17 protein-coding genes are annotated in these 13,927 nt (G+C 70.8%); 9 read left to right on the forward strand and 8 right to left on the reverse strand.

The annotated features are described in order from the left end of the window. Nucleotides 1–97: 97 nt before the first annotated feature. The 3 genes from ACFPCY_RS23750 to ACFPCY_RS23760 are packed head-to-tail and all read left to right on the forward strand — an operon-like array spanning nt 98 to nt 1,474. The gene (locus ACFPCY_RS23750) at nt 98–910 is read left to right on the forward strand and encodes a crotonase/enoyl-CoA hydratase family protein (RefSeq protein ID WP_378258629.1); all 813 of its coding nucleotides are present in this window, start codon (nt 98–100) and stop codon (nt 908–910) included. 31 nt (nt 911–941) lie between these two features. After that, nucleotides 942–1,223 carry a DUF6247 family protein gene (locus ACFPCY_RS23755; RefSeq protein WP_378258631.1) on the forward strand — a complete coding sequence of 94 codons (282 nt, stop codon included), beginning with the start codon at nt 942–944 and terminating at the stop codon, nt 1,221–1,223. Then, nucleotides 1,220–1,474, forward strand: coding sequence for a hypothetical protein (locus tag ACFPCY_RS23760; RefSeq protein ID WP_378258633.1), 255 nt, complete (start codon nt 1,220–1,222; stop codon nt 1,472–1,474). Before ACFPCY_RS23755 ends, ACFPCY_RS23760 begins: the two co-directional genes overlap by 4 nt. A gap of 33 nt (nt 1,475–1,507) precedes the next feature. Here ACFPCY_RS23760 and ACFPCY_RS23765 read toward each other — a convergent pair whose 3' ends face one another. The 3 genes from ACFPCY_RS23765 to ACFPCY_RS23775 all read right to left on the reverse strand — a co-directional run bounded on the left by ACFPCY_RS23765 (nt 1,508) and on the right by ACFPCY_RS23775 (nt 3,276). After that, nucleotides 1,508–2,137, reverse strand: coding sequence for a maltokinase N-terminal cap-like domain-containing protein (locus ACFPCY_RS23765; protein WP_378258635.1), 630 nt, complete (start codon nt 2,135–2,137; stop codon nt 1,508–1,510). Nucleotides 2,138–2,254: 117 nt separating this feature from the next. Further along, on the reverse strand, nt 2,255–2,437 hold the full coding sequence (locus ACFPCY_RS23770; protein ID WP_378258637.1) for a DUF397 domain-containing protein: 183 nt from the start codon (nt 2,435–2,437) through the stop codon (nt 2,255–2,257). Beyond that, complete coding sequence (locus tag ACFPCY_RS23775) at nt 2,434–3,276, reverse strand: helix-turn-helix domain-containing protein (protein ID WP_378258639.1); 843 nt, start codon at nt 3,274–3,276, stop codon at nt 2,434–2,436. The genes ACFPCY_RS23770 and ACFPCY_RS23775 overlap by 4 nt, the downstream gene beginning before the upstream one ends. Nucleotides 3,277–3,497: 221 nt before the next feature. Here ACFPCY_RS23775 and ACFPCY_RS23780 point away from each other — a divergent pair, with 221 nt between their 5' ends. Continuing rightward, complete coding sequence (locus ACFPCY_RS23780; RefSeq protein WP_378258641.1) at nt 3,498–3,938, forward strand: hypothetical protein; 441 nt, start codon at nt 3,498–3,500, stop codon at nt 3,936–3,938. Here ACFPCY_RS23780 and ACFPCY_RS23785 read toward each other — a convergent pair whose 3' ends face one another. The 3 genes from ACFPCY_RS23785 to ACFPCY_RS23795 all read right to left on the reverse strand — a co-directional run bounded on the left by ACFPCY_RS23785 (nt 3,939) and on the right by ACFPCY_RS23795 (nt 5,740). Then, a complete protein-coding gene (locus ACFPCY_RS23785; RefSeq protein ID WP_378258643.1) occupies nt 3,939–4,526 on the reverse strand; it encodes a Uma2 family endonuclease in 588 nt (195 codons plus the stop codon). A gap of 233 nt (nt 4,527–4,759) precedes the next feature. Then, nucleotides 4,760–4,984 (reverse strand): DUF1345 domain-containing protein, encoded by a 225-nt coding sequence (locus tag ACFPCY_RS23790; protein WP_378258644.1) that lies wholly within the window; start codon nt 4,982–4,984, stop codon nt 4,760–4,762. A 27-nt stretch (nt 4,985–5,011) separates the two neighbouring features. Further along, entirely contained in the window at nt 5,012–5,740 is a 729-nt protein-coding gene (locus tag ACFPCY_RS23795; protein ID WP_378258646.1) for a YqeB family protein, read from the reverse strand. Between the two features lie 117 nt (nt 5,741–5,857). Here ACFPCY_RS23795 and ACFPCY_RS23800 point away from each other — a divergent pair, with 117 nt between their 5' ends. From ACFPCY_RS23800 to ACFPCY_RS23815, 4 genes are all read left to right on the forward strand, one after another. Further along, nucleotides 5,858–6,409 carry a cupin domain-containing protein gene (locus ACFPCY_RS23800; protein WP_378258648.1) on the forward strand — a complete coding sequence of 184 codons (552 nt, stop codon included), beginning with the start codon at nt 5,858–5,860 and terminating at the stop codon, nt 6,407–6,409. 39 nt (nt 6,410–6,448) lie between these two features. Continuing rightward, nucleotides 6,449–7,102 carry a TetR/AcrR family transcriptional regulator gene (locus ACFPCY_RS23805; RefSeq protein WP_378258650.1) on the forward strand — a complete coding sequence of 218 codons (654 nt, stop codon included), beginning with the start codon at nt 6,449–6,451 and terminating at the stop codon, nt 7,100–7,102. Between the two features lie 237 nt (nt 7,103–7,339). Next, nucleotides 7,340–7,891 (forward strand): DUF3887 domain-containing protein, encoded by a 552-nt coding sequence (locus ACFPCY_RS23810; RefSeq protein WP_378258652.1) that lies wholly within the window; start codon nt 7,340–7,342, stop codon nt 7,889–7,891. Beyond that, nucleotides 7,888–9,342 carry a serine hydrolase gene (locus tag ACFPCY_RS23815; RefSeq protein ID WP_378258654.1) on the forward strand — a complete coding sequence of 485 codons (1,455 nt, stop codon included), beginning with the start codon at nt 7,888–7,890 and terminating at the stop codon, nt 9,340–9,342. The genes ACFPCY_RS23810 and ACFPCY_RS23815 overlap by 4 nt, the downstream gene beginning before the upstream one ends. A gap of 218 nt (nt 9,343–9,560) precedes the next feature. On the opposite strand, the gene ACFPCY_RS23820 is transcribed toward ACFPCY_RS23815, so the two are convergent. Next, nucleotides 9,561–10,673, reverse strand: coding sequence for an NAD(P)H-dependent flavin oxidoreductase (locus ACFPCY_RS23820; RefSeq protein WP_378258656.1), 1,113 nt, complete (start codon nt 10,671–10,673; stop codon nt 9,561–9,563). Nucleotides 10,674–10,824: 151 nt separating this feature from the next. Between ACFPCY_RS23820 and ACFPCY_RS23825 the strand changes: the two genes are divergently transcribed. Next, a complete protein-coding gene (locus tag ACFPCY_RS23825) occupies nt 10,825–12,582 on the forward strand; it encodes an NACHT domain-containing protein (protein ID WP_378258658.1) in 1,758 nt (585 codons plus the stop codon). A gap of 96 nt (nt 12,583–12,678) precedes the next feature. Here the strand turns inward: ACFPCY_RS23825 and pgfA are convergent, their stop codons facing one another. Beyond that, entirely contained in the window at nt 12,679–13,761 is a 1,083-nt protein-coding gene (gene pgfA / locus ACFPCY_RS23830) for a cell envelope lipid trafficking protein PgfA (RefSeq protein WP_378258660.1), read from the reverse strand. Between the last annotated feature and the right edge of the window lie 166 nt (nt 13,762–13,927).

Below are 13,927 nucleotides of genomic sequence, written 5' to 3' on the forward strand. Positions count from 1 at the left end.
GTAGATCACGTTCTCGTTTTGTCCGGCAAGACCTGTTGGCGGCAGCAGATCGTCACTAGAATCTGTTCCTGTTTTCCGGACGTCGCGGAGGGTGGCCATGGCCGAGGCACTGCCGATCAGCACCGAGCACTGCACCGTCGAGCGGGACGGCCACGTCGTGATCGTCACGATGAACCGCCCCGAGGCGCGCAACGCCCTGTCGTCCGCGATGCTCGTGGGCCTCGCCGACGCGTGGGCCTACATGTCGGAGACGCCCGACGTCCGCGTCGGCATCCTCACCGGCGCCGCCGGCCACTTCTGCGCGGGCGCCGACCTCAAGGCCATGGGGACGCCGCCGTCCGACCCGCGCGTCCAGGAGCGGATGCAGCAGATCCAGAACTTCCACTGGAAGGGCCTGCTCCGCGAAGGCCAGCCCACGGTCCCGCTCATCTGCGCCATCGAGGGCTACGCCGTTGCGGGCGGCACCGAACTCCTCGTCGGCACCGACCTGCGCGTCGTCGCCGAGGACGCGACCCTCGGCCTCTACGAGGCGAAACGCGGCCTGTTCCCCATGGGCGGCTGCGCGATCCGCCTCCCCCGCCAGATCGGCTACGCGAACGCCATGGACATCCTCCTGACGGCCCGCTCGGTGACGCCGCAGGAAGCCCTCGCGATGGGCCTGATCAACCAGGTCGTCCCCTCGGGCACGGCCCTGGACGCGGCGCGCGCCCTGGCCGACCAGATCGCCGCCTGCGGCCCCCTCGCCGTCCAGGCCATCCTCCGCACCTACCGCGAGACCGTCCACCTCCCCGAGGACGAGGCCCTCAAGATCTCCGACGAGATCGGCTGGCCCGTCATCGGCTCCAAGGACGCCAAGGAGGGCTCCCTCGCCTTCAAGGAGAAGCGCCCACCCGTCTACAAGGGCGAGTGATCACGCAACCCGTCCGGGTAACCTTCGGAACATGACGGCGCAACCGCTGAGCAGCCCGGATCCCGACGATCCCGCCGAGATCCTCAAGACGCTGCCCGAGCAGTGGCACGAGGCCTTCCTCGCCGAGTACCGGGAGGCGCTGGAGGCCGCTCACGAAGTGTGGCGCTGGAAGCAGCTCCGCGACCTCCTGCACCTCTGGCGTCTACGGGCCGCGGCCTACTCGACCCCAGGCTTCGACGCCTCGGTCGAAGAGGCCTGGTCGGCCCGTCCCGAGGACCTCCACCCCCTCCCGCAGCGCCCGACCCGGCGGTGAGCTATGACCTGCGGCTGACCACTCTCGCGGCCAAGCAGTTCAACGACCTGTTGACGGACGAGCCGACCTACGAACTCCTGATGGAGCGGATCATCCGTCTCCAGCAGGAGCCGTGGGACGCCTGGCTCGTCCGCCCCAAGAACGGCCTCGAGTACCGCGAGACCCAGTTCGGCCCCCACGGCCTCCTCGACTTCCACGTGAACGAGGAGAGCCGAACGCTGATCATCCTCAACATCACGTGGCTCGGATAAGGGCCGCCTCTCACGCCGAGACGGGCCTCCCGTTCAGCGGGTGACGGCGAAGAGGCCGTGGGTGGCGGTGCCGTCGGGGGCGGTCCAGGCGCCGCTGAGGTGACCGGTGGCGCCTTCGGGCAGGTCCGAGGTGGAGCGCAGGACGCGGTTCAGGCGGACGGCCGTCCCCTGCGGGCCGCGCAGCTCCGTGCCGTCCTCGTCGTCGATCGCGGTGAGGACCGCCGGGTCGAAACCGGCGCCGCTGTACGCGCGGGTGACCTCGCGGTCGGGGGTGTCGCTCTGGTTCTGGTGCTGGGCTTCGGCGCGTCCCTCGATCAGGGCCAGCAACTGCGCGACCAGCACCGGGTCCTGGTAGCCGTCGTAGGCCCAGCGCCGACCGAGCACGCCGTGCTCCATGGTGCCGACGAGCGCGTCCTCGGCCCCGTCCAGCGGCGCACCGCGGTACGTCAGCGGGACGAGGTAGGTGACCGGCTCATCACCCGAGGAGTCGGTGACCACCATGAACTCCATGCCGACCTCGCCCTCGGGGTCGTCCAGCCGGAACCCGCCCGCCTTCGCCAGCTCCGGCTCGTCCGTGCCCCGGTACCAGGCCCGGGACGGCAGCCAGACGGCCAGCAGCTCCAGCTTGGACGGCTTGAGTTCGGTGTTGTGGATGACGGCCATGCCGGGCTTCTCCTCGGTTGGACGGGACGACCCTCTCGATCTTCCCATCCACCCGCCCCGCCACCCCCGAACGCCCCGCCCCAACCGCCCAGGACGGGACGCCGCCACACCAGACCGCTACCGAAGGCGCCCCAGCAACTCCGCGAACGCAGAATGACTCACACGCAGATGCGGCTCGTCAGGGGCCTTGGAGTCGCGAATTCCGACCGCCGGTTCCAACGCGGCCACCTCGACGCAATCGCTGCTGGCCGTCGCCCCGGAATGGCTCGACTTACGCCACCGGGGAGCGTGTTCGCTCACAAACCCTCCCTGATCGAGCGGATCCGCCTTTCGGACTCTGCCACGGACAGAGCCTCGCCTCTGGCACGATCGAACGCCATGGCGAGCCGGAGCACAAGGGCGGGAGGTTCGACCATGTGCCCGTTGTCCACGGGCGCCTCGACGTACGCGAGATCGGCCTCTTCGGTGTAGCCGAAGACGGCGAGCATGCCGGTGATGTACACGGGCGCGCCGTCAGGGAGCACCTGGACGGTGATGTGGTGACGACCGGCGAGTTCGAGCAGGTGGTCAAGCTGCTCCCGGTGGACTTCCCGTCCCCCCACCGGCTCGCGGAGCGCGGACTCCTTGATCACGGCGATGATGAACGGCGGAGTCTCCCGGTCGAGGATGCCCTGGCGAGCCATCCGTACCGCGAGCGCCTGCTCGACCTCACCCTCCGGAGTTTCCGTGCTGAGCACGGCGCGCGCGTAAGCCTCCGTCTGGAACAGACCGGGAATGAGCATGGGCGCGAAGATGCGGATGACGTCCGCCCGCGTCTCCTCCCTGGTGTAGCTGAGGAAGCCCGGGGTCAGCCGCAGCTCGCGGAGGATGAGCCAGTAGAGGTCCGCGAAGATGTCGACTCCGAAGAGCAGGTCGAGCCTCGCGGCGACGTGGTCGTTCGGGATGCGGTACAGGTTCTCGATCGCGCTGATCATCTTGTTGGAGACGTTGCAGAACGCTCCGACCTCGGTCTGGCTGAGGCCCTCGCGCTCGCGGTAGGTGCGGAGCTTGTACGCGAAGAGCGCGTGGTTGCTCGAACGGGGGTCGAAATCACGGCGGTCCTGCTCGTCACCGTCCTGGTCCTTGCGCTGCGGAGGCATCGTCGGCTCCTCGGTTCGATTGTTCTGGGACGCCCTTCTGTTCGCTGAGCGTAACTCCACCATTCCGGTCCGTGTCCGGTGTTCACGGAAAGTGGTGGCGGTATTTCCGAGGTGTTGCGTCCGCATTGGGTCGGACGGGCCGTCCGAAAACGGAGGTGCCGTTTCGTGCTCTGGGCGCGCGGTAGGGCGAATGCGTCGGCATCTATGAGGAGTGAAAGGCGATGGCCCTCCATCTGGGACGCAGAGAGAAGGCGACCACCGAAGCCCCGCCCCGCCGCTGGCCCTGGTCTCCCCGCCCCGACGGCACCCGGCCCTGGACGCGCCCCGCGTCCGAAACGGGACCCACGCGCACGGTCGTGGTCAAGCGCCGTCCCGGCCGCTGGCGCAGGATGCGGCACAACCCGATCAGCCTCCTGATCCTGGCCGCCGGGATCGCCGCCGCCGCGATCCTCGTGCTCGGCATCCTGCTGACCTGGGGCGATGCCAACCCGTCCAACACGCTCGTCCACGCGACACTGCGTTCGGGCAGCTGGCTCGCCACCCCGTTCCACGACGTCTTCCCGCGCCCGAACCCCAAGCACCAGCTCTACCTGAACTGGGGCATCGCGGCGGGCGTCTACTACGTCCTGTCCCGCGTCCTCTCCTGGCTCACCCGCTTCTGACTATTCGAATTCAGCGGTGTCCAGCGCGAACCCGAACGGCTCGGGCAGATCGATGGGCTTACCGAACAGCACTCGCTGGTCTTCCATATAGTCCTCGGCCCGCTCGTCCGGCGCGCTGTACAAGGTGACGGTCCGCTTCTGCTGATCGATCAGCAGGTAATGCGGCAGTCCCGCCTTCGCGTAGCAATGCCGCTTCGCTTTGCGGTCGATGTCCGTCCTGGACGAGGTGACCTCGACGACCATCGTCACCTCGTCAGGCGGCATCCATTCGCCGGCCCCGCGGAACAGCCTCAACTCGCGGGGGGCCAGCACGGCGTCCGGGATCACATGGTTCTTCGGACATTTCCCGCCCCGCCTCAGCACCAGCCCCTTGGTCCCCGACCAGGACATTCGGACGGAGGACCGCTGACCGATCTGCCAGTTGAGGGAGTCGAGGATGTCCTCGTGATCTCCCAAGGGGGGTGGCGTCACGACGATCTCTCCTTCGATGAGCTCCGCACGGAACCCTTCGGGAGTGCCGAGTTCCAGGAACCCTTCGAGCAGCACTCGGCCCTCGTCGTTCGGGTCCGGCGCCGTCTCGGCCGTCATGTCACACCCCTCTCGCGGCTGCCTCTTCAGCATAGAAGCCGATGCCTCGGCAGGCTGACGGGCCACACGGCGAGCGGCGATGGACATGCGTGACACCTCCGTCATGGGTCCAGCACACCAGGCTCCGACCATAGCGATCGGTTACCCACAGTGGCCGTCCCTTCACGGCTACCGGCGAGCTGTAGACGGGGCCGTGGGTGGTGGGTGGGTCGAGGGCTGGGAGCGCGGGGTGGTCAGGCTTTGATCCAGTCGATGGCGACGGCCACGACTACGGCGTGGAACAAGAAGCCCAGGACGCTGTGCGCGGCGACCTTGCGGCGCATCGGGGAGGTGAGGACGTTCACGTCGAACGTGGCGGACGACGTTCCGAGGAGGCTGCCGTGGGGGCCGTGGTCGGAGACGATCGTCAGGCCGCTGCCAGCACGATCAGACCCAGTTCCAGCGCCCAGAGCGACCACTTCAGCACAGGCGCAAGGAACACCAGCTCAGCGCGCGTCCGCCCCGTCGATGACGCGCCACCACTGCCGCTTGCCGTCGTCGCGGACGACCACGCCGAGCCTGGCGAGTTCCCCGCGCAGCTCGGCGATCTCCTTCTCGTCGCCCTTGTCGAGTGCCTTCGCACGTGCCTTGAGCAGGGCGTTCCCGGCGGGCGGCAATCCCGGGACGTCCTCGACCCAGCGCATGTACTCGTCCTTGTGGGGGTCGCCGTCGGGGAGCCAGGGATAGCCGTGCGCCCGGAACCCGGCCGCGAGCAGGGACGCGTCGGGCAGGTCGGCGCCCTCGTTCTTGCTCTCGACGGCCAGCTCCCGGCCGTCCGCGCCGAGGACGACGAGCCGCTTGCCGTCCAGGAAGACGCCCGCGACCGCGCTGCGCGGCACGGTCTGCCGCGAGTCGCCGCGGGCGAGGGTGACCTGGTCGTCCGCCACGGTCACCGTGACGTAGCCGTGCTCGGCGAGGAGCACGATCACGCCGCCGGCGACCGCGCCGACGACGAGGGCGCCGATCGTCGCCCATGGCTCCGGGGCGCCGTCGATCAGCTTGACCGGTCCCTCCCACGGAATCCACGGCCAGGACTCCGCCCAGTTCGCCAGCAGTTTCAGCAGCCATCCAGCCAGCGCGCCCAGCAGCGGGAAGCCGGTCGCGACGAGCAGCCGCTCCCATGCCGGATGCCGCACGACGGTCACCGTGCCGTCCCTGTCCCCCTTTTCTGCCATACGGACGACCCTATCGATCTTCCATTTTGCACTCACTGGTTTATCTATTGCACTGGGTGGTGTACTTTCGAGGTCGCGGCGCCGGTCGGGGTCGCGGAGGCTGACGAGGGGGCTGGGATGTCCTATCCGCGGGACCGGTACCACGGTGAGAACGGCGAGGTCAGCGCGGAGTTCCGGTCCGCCGCGGCGAAGCCGGAGCTGGCGGGCCCGTCCGGCATGGAGACGTACTACCTCGCGACCGGCAGGCCCACCGGACGCGAGCACGACATCTCCACGGACGGCGAGTTCGGGCTCTACCACGTCCGGAACCTCCCGTCCGGCGCCGGTACGGGCACGCACTTCCACCGGACGATGTCCGAATCGTTCTTCGTCACCGACGGCACGCTCGCCGTCTTCGACGGGGAGCGGTGGCGCGAGGCGTCCAAGGGGGACTTCCTGTACGTCCCGGCGGGCGGGCTGCACTCGTTCACCAACCGGTCGGACGATCCCGTCTCGTTCCTGATGCTGTTCGCGCCGGGCGCGCCGCGCGAGGAGTACTTCGAGGGGGTCGGGCATCTCGCCGCCCTCTCGCAGCGGGAACGCGAGGACTTCTTCCTCGCGCACGACAGCTACTTCATCGACCTCGGCGACGGCCCCGCGCCCGGGGGGCGGAGCGCCGGCCGGGCCTAAACTGCACCGGTCGGTGCGGTTCAGGCGGAGGAGGCCGGCGTGACGTCCACCGGACGGCCGGAGAAGCGGCGCGCGATCATGGACGGCGCGCGCCGGGTGTTCGGCCGGGACGGCTACACCCGGGCGAGCATGGACGCCATCGCCGACGAGGCGAAGGTGTCCAAGCGGACGATCTACAACCACTTCGCCGACAAGGAGCAGCTCTTCCAGGCGGTGGCGGTCGAGGGCGGGCAGCAGGTCACCGACGCGATCAGGCGGCTGATGGACCTGCACCTGCTCAAGATCCTCGACCTGGAGGAGGACCTGCTCGCCTTCAGCCGGGACCGGGCCGCGACGATCACCGAGTTCCCCGACCACTTCGCCCTCGTCCGGGCGCTGGAGGCGGAGGTCACCCGCATTCCGGGGCCGGTGCTGGAGCGGTGGATCGCGGCGGGGCCGCAGACCGCGCACGAGCGGCTCGCGCCGTACCTGGCGAGGATCGCCGAGCGCGGGCTGCTCGTCCTGGACGACCCGGTGACCGCGGCGCTGCACCTCGGCCAGCTGACCGTCGCGACGATCATCCAGCGGAGCTTCTACGGGGCGCTGCCGCTCCCCGCCGAGGAGACCGAGCGCGTCCTTCGGGACGGCGTGCGCGCGTTTCTCCGCATCTACGGGCCGCCGTCCCTTCGCTCCCCCGGCGCGGCCTCGTTCTGAAACGTGCTATTTTCGTGCTGTTCGGTGGCACGGAAATCGGGTGATCTCATGACGGACGCCTGCGAGCATTGCGGCAGAACCCTGACACAGCACGCGGGACCAGGGCGAAGGCGGCGGTTCTGCGATGCCACCTGCCGCAGCGCGGCGCGCAGGGCGCGGGACGGAAAGCGTGCCAAGGCTTCGCAAAGCGTAAACGAACGCTTGACATCGATTCCCGGCGGTGACAGCTTGGGGCAGGTGCCCGAAACGCCTGGCGCGGCGGGCGACGCGCTGGCCCGGGTGGCCGCCGCCGCCGAGGCCGTCCGACGGGCGGACGACCACCTGCGCGCGGCCGTCGAGGCGGCGCGGATCTCCGGCCGCACCTGGCAGGAGATCGGCGACGCCCTCGGCATCACCCGGCAGGCGGCGTTCCAGCGGTTCGGGCGTCCCATCGATCCGAGAACGGGGACTCCGATGTCGACCAACGTGCTGCCCCAAGCGGCCGATCTCGCGGTCGCCCTGCTGGCCGAACTGGCCGCGGGCGACTGGGAGGCGGCCTCCCGCGACTTCGACGACGCCATGCGGTCGTCCGTCACTCCCGACCGGCTCGCGTCCGTGTGGGCGCGGGTGATCGGCACCGTCGGCGCCTACGAGCGGATGGACCGTCCGGTCGTCCACCAGGCCGGGGACCACACCGTCGTGGACGTCCCCATGTTCTTCGAGGCGGGCGACGTGACCGGACGCGTCGCCTACGACCGCGACGGCAAGGTCGCCGGGCTCTACGTCACACCGGCGGAGGTCAAGCGATGAGGCGCATCAGCGAAGTGACGCGCTCCAACGGAACAAGGCGGATCAGCGAAGTGACGTGCTCCAACGGGACGAGGCGCACCGGCGACGTGACGCGCGTCGGCGGGACGAGGCGGGCCAGGCGGGTCACCGCTCTCGCGGTCGTGCTGCTCAGCGGGGCCACCGCGTGCAGCGGCGGCGGCACCTCGGACGTCAAGAACGCCTCCAACGCGCATCCGAAGGTGATCGGCACGGGAGCCGACAAGCAGCTCCAGTGGATCGTCCAGGCGTCCCACCACCTGCCGATCAGCGACGCCGACGCGCAGGCGCACGTCGAGCCGGCCACGCTGAAGGCGTTCGGCGGCGCGGCCGGGCTGACGAAGGCGCTGGAGCGGGTCGGTCCGCTCAGCCCGCAGGTTCCGGCCGCGGGCACCAAGTCGCGGTCGGTCGGCTGGTTCACCGGCGCGCGCAAGGCGACGCTGCTGGGCACCGCCTCGACGAACCCGAACGGCCGGATCGTGGGCCTGTTCTTCGCCAGGCAGCCCGGCTCCTGGTCGGAGCTCGACGCCGAGATGCACCGCCTCGCGCCCGAGGTGTCGTTCGCGTCCGCCGAGATCGGCAAGGGCGGGGACTGCAAGGTCCTGCACGGCGTGAACGAGCGCACGGCGCGTCCGCTCGGCTCGGCGTTCAAGCTGTACGTGCTCGGCGCGCTGTCCGACGCGGTCGCCAAGCACCAGGTCTCCTGGAACACGCCGCTCGCGATCAAGGACGAGTGGAAGAGCCTGCCGTCCGGAACGCTCCAGACCAGGCCCGCCGGGACGAAGCTGACGCTCGCCCAGTACGCCGAGTACATGATCGGGATCAGCGACAACACCGCCGCCGACCACCTCATCAACCGGCTCGGACGCGACACCGTCGAGCGCGAGCTGCCCGTCCTCGGGAACCGGCGCCCGCAGCACACGCAGCCGTTCCTGACCACGCGCGAGATGTTCGCGCTGAAGGGCTCGAACTACCCCGCCACCGCGAAGAGCTACCTCGCGCTGCCGCGCGCCAAGCGGTACGGCGCGCTGGCCGGGCTGGACACCGTCCCGCCGTCGAAGCTGACGGCCTGGCAGGAGCCGCGCGACATCGACTCGATCGAGTGGTTCGCGTCCCCGACCGACATGTGCGCGGCGTTCAAGGGCCTGAGCGACCGCGCCGCCGCGCCGGGCCAGGCCGAGGTGAACCGGGCGCTGTCGCTGAACGACGGCGTCATCGACCTCGACCCGAAGACCCACCGGACGGTCTGGTTCAAGGGCGGCAGCGAGCCCGGCGTGCTCACCGCCAACTACCTGACCCGCACCGCCAAGGGCCGGACGTTCGTCACGAGCGTGATGCTCTCGAACCGGAAGGCGGCCTTCCCCGCCACCGCCGAGCTGAGCCTGGTCGCGCTCGCGCGGGCCGGGGTCATGCTCTCCGAGTCCGCGGACGCGTGACGGTCGCCCGGCACGTGACGAATTCTGGCCGGACGCGTGACGGTCGCCCGGAACGTGACGGTCAGGCCGGACGCGTGACCGTCGTCCGATGCGACACGGCCGCGCCGGACGCGTGACCGCGCCGGACGCGTGATCGCGCCGGACGTGTGATCGCGCCCGAGGTGTGAGAAGCGGCGTCCCCCGTCCCGGACGAACTCCGGGACGGGGGACGCGGCGTCTCACTCGGCGTTGGTGAGGCCGGTCAGGCGGTCGACGGCCTCGACGTACTCCTCGATGAGGTCGTAGACGACCTGCGCGGCGGGCTTGACCTTGTTCATGCTGCCGACGATCTGCCCGACCGGGAAGGTGACCAGCTCGCCGTCGCCGGACCGGGCGATCCGCGGCAGCGCGTCCGACACCAGCATGAACTGCATGGGCATCGGCAGCGTGCCGGGGGACGCCTCGCTCTCCCAGGCGTCCGTCCACGCGGTCTTCAGGAACCGCGCGGGCTTGCCCGTCCAGGCCCGGGACCGGACGGTGTCCCGCGACGTCGCGTCCAGCAGCTTCGGCAGGGCGCGCTCGGGGGTGTCCGCCTCCTCCACCGTGAGCCAGATGGACCCCGTCCAGACGCCCTCGGCGCCGAGCGCGAGCCCGGCGGCGACCTGGCGTCCGCGGCCGATGCCGCCGGCCGCGAGGACGATCGTGTCCTCCCCCACGGCGTCCACGACCTCGGGGATCAGGACCATCGTCGAGACCTCGCCGGTGTGGCCGCCCGCCTCGGTGCCCTGCGCGACGATGATGTCCACCCCGGCGGCGACCTGCTTGCCCGCGTGCCGGGCGGTGGACGCGAGGCCCGCGACCTTGACGCCGTGCTCGTGCGCCAGCTCCACGACGTCCGCCGGGGGCGGGCCGAGGGCGCTGGCCAGCAGCGCGATGTCGTGCCGGAGGGCGACCTCGACCTGCGGACGCGCCGTCTGGTCGGTCCAGCCGAGCAGCGTCCGGTTGGCCTTCTCGGACGGCGGCTCGACGCCGTGCTCGGCGAGCAGCCCCTCCAGGAAGTCGCGGTGGCCCTGAGGGATCATCGCCTGGAGGCGGCCGAGAAGTTCCTCGGCGTCGCCCGCGTCCGCGCCCTCGTACTTGGCGGGCATCACCACGTCCACGCCGTACGGCTTGCCGCCGACGTGCTCGTCGATCCACTTCAGTTCGAGTTCGAGCTCCTCGGGGGTGAAGTACAGGGCGCCGAGCACGCCCATGCCGCCGGCGCGGCTCACCGCGGCGACCACGTCGCGGCAGTGACTGAATGCGAAGATCGGATACTCGATGCCGAAAAGTTCGGTGACTCGTGTCCGCACCCGACGAACATAACCCCCCGCCCCCGCAAACTGCAACAGGTTCTAGTTACGGAGATCGCTGGGATCTCGGGCCAGGGAGGCGAGTGACTTAGAACGCGTACTACATGGAGGAGGGCCCCTGCCGGACGGTGACGAAGCCTCGGTTCTCGCCGTGTTCGCCCGGCGGCTGCACAGCGACGACATCGACGTCGTGTGCGACGCGCTGAGCGACTACCAGCAGGCTCAGGCGGACACCAGATGGGGCGTGGACAACCCGTACCGCCCGCTGGACGGCGAGGTGCTCTTCGTCGCCCGCGACCTGCTCGACCGGTCGTCCACCCTGGACGAGGAGGACCGGCACCGGGCGCTCTCCTGGGCGCTCACGATGGTGTGGCACCTCGGCGAGCACGAGGACGCCGACCGGATCGCCGGGATCCTGGAGACGATCTCCGATCCCGGACTGCGGGAGGAGGCGCTGATGGCCGCGTCCACCGCCCTCGCGGACGGCCCGGAGCCGAACCCCCGCCTCTTCGCGGCCGTCCGCGCGATCGCCCTCGACGAGAGCCTGGACGCCCGCGACCGCGGTGAGGCGATCGGCGCGCTCAGCGGTCTCGGCGGTCCCGAGGTGGAGGCCCTCCTCGTCCGCCTGACGGAGTCCGGCGACCTGCGCGTCCAGGTCCGGGCCGCCGGGCAGCTGACGTCCCCGAAGAAGGTCCGCGCGCACCGGGAGGTGCTCCAGCGGCTCGTCGACTCCTGGCCGGAGGACGCCGGCCCCTTCTCCGGGGACGTCCGTCGCGCGCTCGCGGGCTTCCACAGCACGTACTGGCAGGACGCCGAGCTGGACGATCCGGTCCTGCGGCACGCGCACGACGAGTTGCGGTTCCCGCTCGGCGACGACTCGTGCCTGGAGGCGTTCGCCACGCTGCTGCGCAGCGACGACCCGGCCGCCATAGGCATCGCGTTCGACCACTACGAGCACTGGGAGGGCCTGCGGCACGCCCTGGACGACCCCGGCCTGGCCGACGCCTACCTGCCCGAGGTCCTGGCGCGCGCCCGCGAGGTGCTGCGGCGTCCGGTCCCCGCCGCCGCGCAACTGAGCGCGCTGAACGTGATCGGTGCGGAGCACGCCGAGCCGGGCGACGCCGCGCTCCTGGTGGACGTCCTCGACCGGGCGGATTCCGACGCCGTGCGGGAGAAGGCCATCTGGACGGCGTACGGGCTCTTCGGCGAGTCGTCCCCGGAGACGGCGGACCCCCGGCTCGTCGAGGCGGTGAGCAGCGTGATCTTCGACCCGTCCGCCCGCGGCGCCGGGGAGACCGCGATCCGGATCCTCGCCGACGGCCTCGGCGCCGCCGCCGACGACGTCCTGCTGCGCGCGCTCCGCGACGCGGAGCCGGAACTCCAGGCGTACGCGCTCCACTACCTGGTGCGCACCGGCGGGCTGGAACGCCACCGCGCGGCCATGGAGGAGACGGCCGAACGCTGGGAGGACGCCCCTCCGGCGCGCCCCTGGGGCCGGAACCCCGTCGACCAGGTCTTCGGGACGCCGCACAGCGTCCACTGGGAGGGCCATCGCCTCCGGGACCCCGTCCTCTACCGAGCCCACCGGAGGCTGCGCCTCCCCACGGTGGACGCCTCGTACCACGAGGCCATGCGCACGATGCTCACCAGCGGAGATGTGGCGGCCGTCGGGATCGCGCTCGACCACTGGTGGTCCCCGGACGGCGCCGTCGCGCGAGGCGGCGAGGAGGCTCGCGAGCCGGCTCGCGAGCTCGTCCTCGCGCTGGCCCGGGAGATGCTGCGGCAGCCGCCGTCCCCGCCCGAGCTGAGCCGCGCGTACGGGTCGGCCGCCGCGCGCCTCACCGCCCGGTCGGTGCTGGAAGTCGCCGCGCCGGACGAAGAGATCCCGCCGGGCCCGGACGAGGAGTGAGGCGCTCCGTGCCGTCCGATGTGCGTCGTCCGGGGGTCAGGTACGGCCAAGGCGGCGGAGTTGGCGTCAGGTGCGGCCGAGGCGGCGGGGTTGGTGTCAGGTGCGGCCGAGGCGGCGGGGTTGGCGGCGGGCGCGGGCGGAGCCGGCGGGCGGGTGGGCGCGGCGGCGGGTGTTCGGCGGCGTGCCCGCGGCGAGGCCGCCGAACCGGCCGTCCGGGCCGCGCGGGGCCGGGGGCGGCGGCGGAACGCGGCGGCTGCTCAGCAGCGTGATCGCCGAGCCCGTGCCCAGGAGGCCGAGGCCGACGACCAGGGCGAGGACCGGCCCGTAGATCCGGGTCCAGGCGATCTCCATGGCGGAGGTGTTCGACAGGTCCGCCAGGTGCTTCTGGTCCTCGGGGATGGTGACCAGGTCGGCGTCCGCGACGATGAGGCGGCCGGTGCCGTCCCGGTTGCGCAGCGAGGAGGTGATCTTCTGCTCCTGCTTGACCGGGATGCCGGTCCGCGGGTCCACCCACTGGGTGTTGACCGCCTCGAAGTAGCGGTCGACGCGCTGCGGGACGGAGTTCTTGCCGAGGCCGAGCATGTCGCCCGGCAGCTTGACGTCCATCGACTCGACCTTGGCGAGCGGCACCTGCTGGACGAACTTGTAGGTGCTCATCCCGGCGACGTCCTCCTCGCCGCTGTACTTCATCGGCAGCGTGCGGCGGGTGGTCGTGTCGTAGAACGGGTAGTCGCGCTTGTGCACGTCGGCGATCGGGAACAGCAGGCCGTAGCCGAACATCTTCACGTTGACGTCGCCGCCGACGTTCGCCGCGCAGCAGTTCACGAGCTGGGCGGTGCGGCGGTCGAAGGCCATCCGGAACGCCTGGAGGTCGATCTGCTTGCCGGTGGACTTGTCGGTGATCGACGTCGAGGAGTCCCAGACGGCGATCCGCTCGTTGCCGCCGTTCGCCTTCACGTCGCCGCGGATGGTGCTGTCGGCGACCAGGGTCATGCCCTTGCGGACCTTCAGCGAGGCCATGTCGAAGACGCTGGCGTTCGACGCCTCCAGCCGGACGCGCTCGTAGCGGTTCAGCGGGGCCTGGATGACCTGCCCGGCCACGTAGAAGCGGATCATCGGTGCGAGCGTGGTCAGGAACGCGCCCACGACGACGAGCACGAGTCCCAGAGAACGCCGCATCACACCTCCCGGACGACCGGTCCCCGGTCCGCTCGGCCCCTGTCCGGCCCGGACGCGCTGCCAGGTCGGCCGGACGGGCCCTGACCAGGCCATCGGCCCGGCATGTCCGGTTACCCTACAGGATCAGCCGTCCCGTCCCCCTCCCTCGTCCGCCCCCGGCAGGAAC

The organism is Actinomadura gamaensis, assembly GCF_042652125.1.
Lineage (GTDB): Bacteria > Actinomycetota > Actinomycetes > Streptosporangiales > Streptosporangiaceae > Spirillospora > Spirillospora gamaensis.

Bases quoted from the DNA above. Each gene is read 5' to 3' on its own strand.
- ACFPCY_RS23815 (WP_378258654.1), top strand. From the start codon at position 7,888: ATGAGGCGCATCAGCGAAGTGACGCGCTCCAACGGAACAAGGCGGATC.
- ACFPCY_RS23775 (WP_378258639.1), bottom strand. From the start codon at position 3,276: ATGCCTCCGCAGCGCAAGGACCAGGACGGTGACGAGCAGGACCGCCGT.
- pgfA (WP_378258660.1), bottom strand. From the start codon at position 13,761: ATGCGGCGTTCTCTGGGACTCGTGCTCGTCGTCGTGGGCGCGTTCCTG.
- ACFPCY_RS23765 (WP_378258635.1), bottom strand. From the start codon at position 2,137: ATGGCCGTCATCCACAACACCGAACTCAAGCCGTCCAAGCTGGAGCTG.
- ACFPCY_RS23755 (WP_378258631.1), top strand. From the start codon at position 942: ATGACGGCGCAACCGCTGAGCAGCCCGGATCCCGACGATCCCGCCGAG.
- ACFPCY_RS23800 (WP_378258648.1), top strand. From the start codon at position 5,858: ATGTCCTATCCGCGGGACCGGTACCACGGTGAGAACGGCGAGGTCAGC.
- ACFPCY_RS23785 (WP_378258643.1), bottom strand. From the start codon at position 4,526: ATGACGGCCGAGACGGCGCCGGACCCGAACGACGAGGGCCGAGTGCTG.
- ACFPCY_RS23780 (WP_378258641.1), top strand. From the start codon at position 3,498: ATGGCCCTCCATCTGGGACGCAGAGAGAAGGCGACCACCGAAGCCCCG.
- ACFPCY_RS23795 (WP_378258646.1), bottom strand. From the start codon at position 5,740: ATGGCAGAAAAGGGGGACAGGGACGGCACGGTGACCGTCGTGCGGCAT.
- ACFPCY_RS23750 (WP_378258629.1), top strand. From the start codon at position 98: ATGGCCGAGGCACTGCCGATCAGCACCGAGCACTGCACCGTCGAGCGG.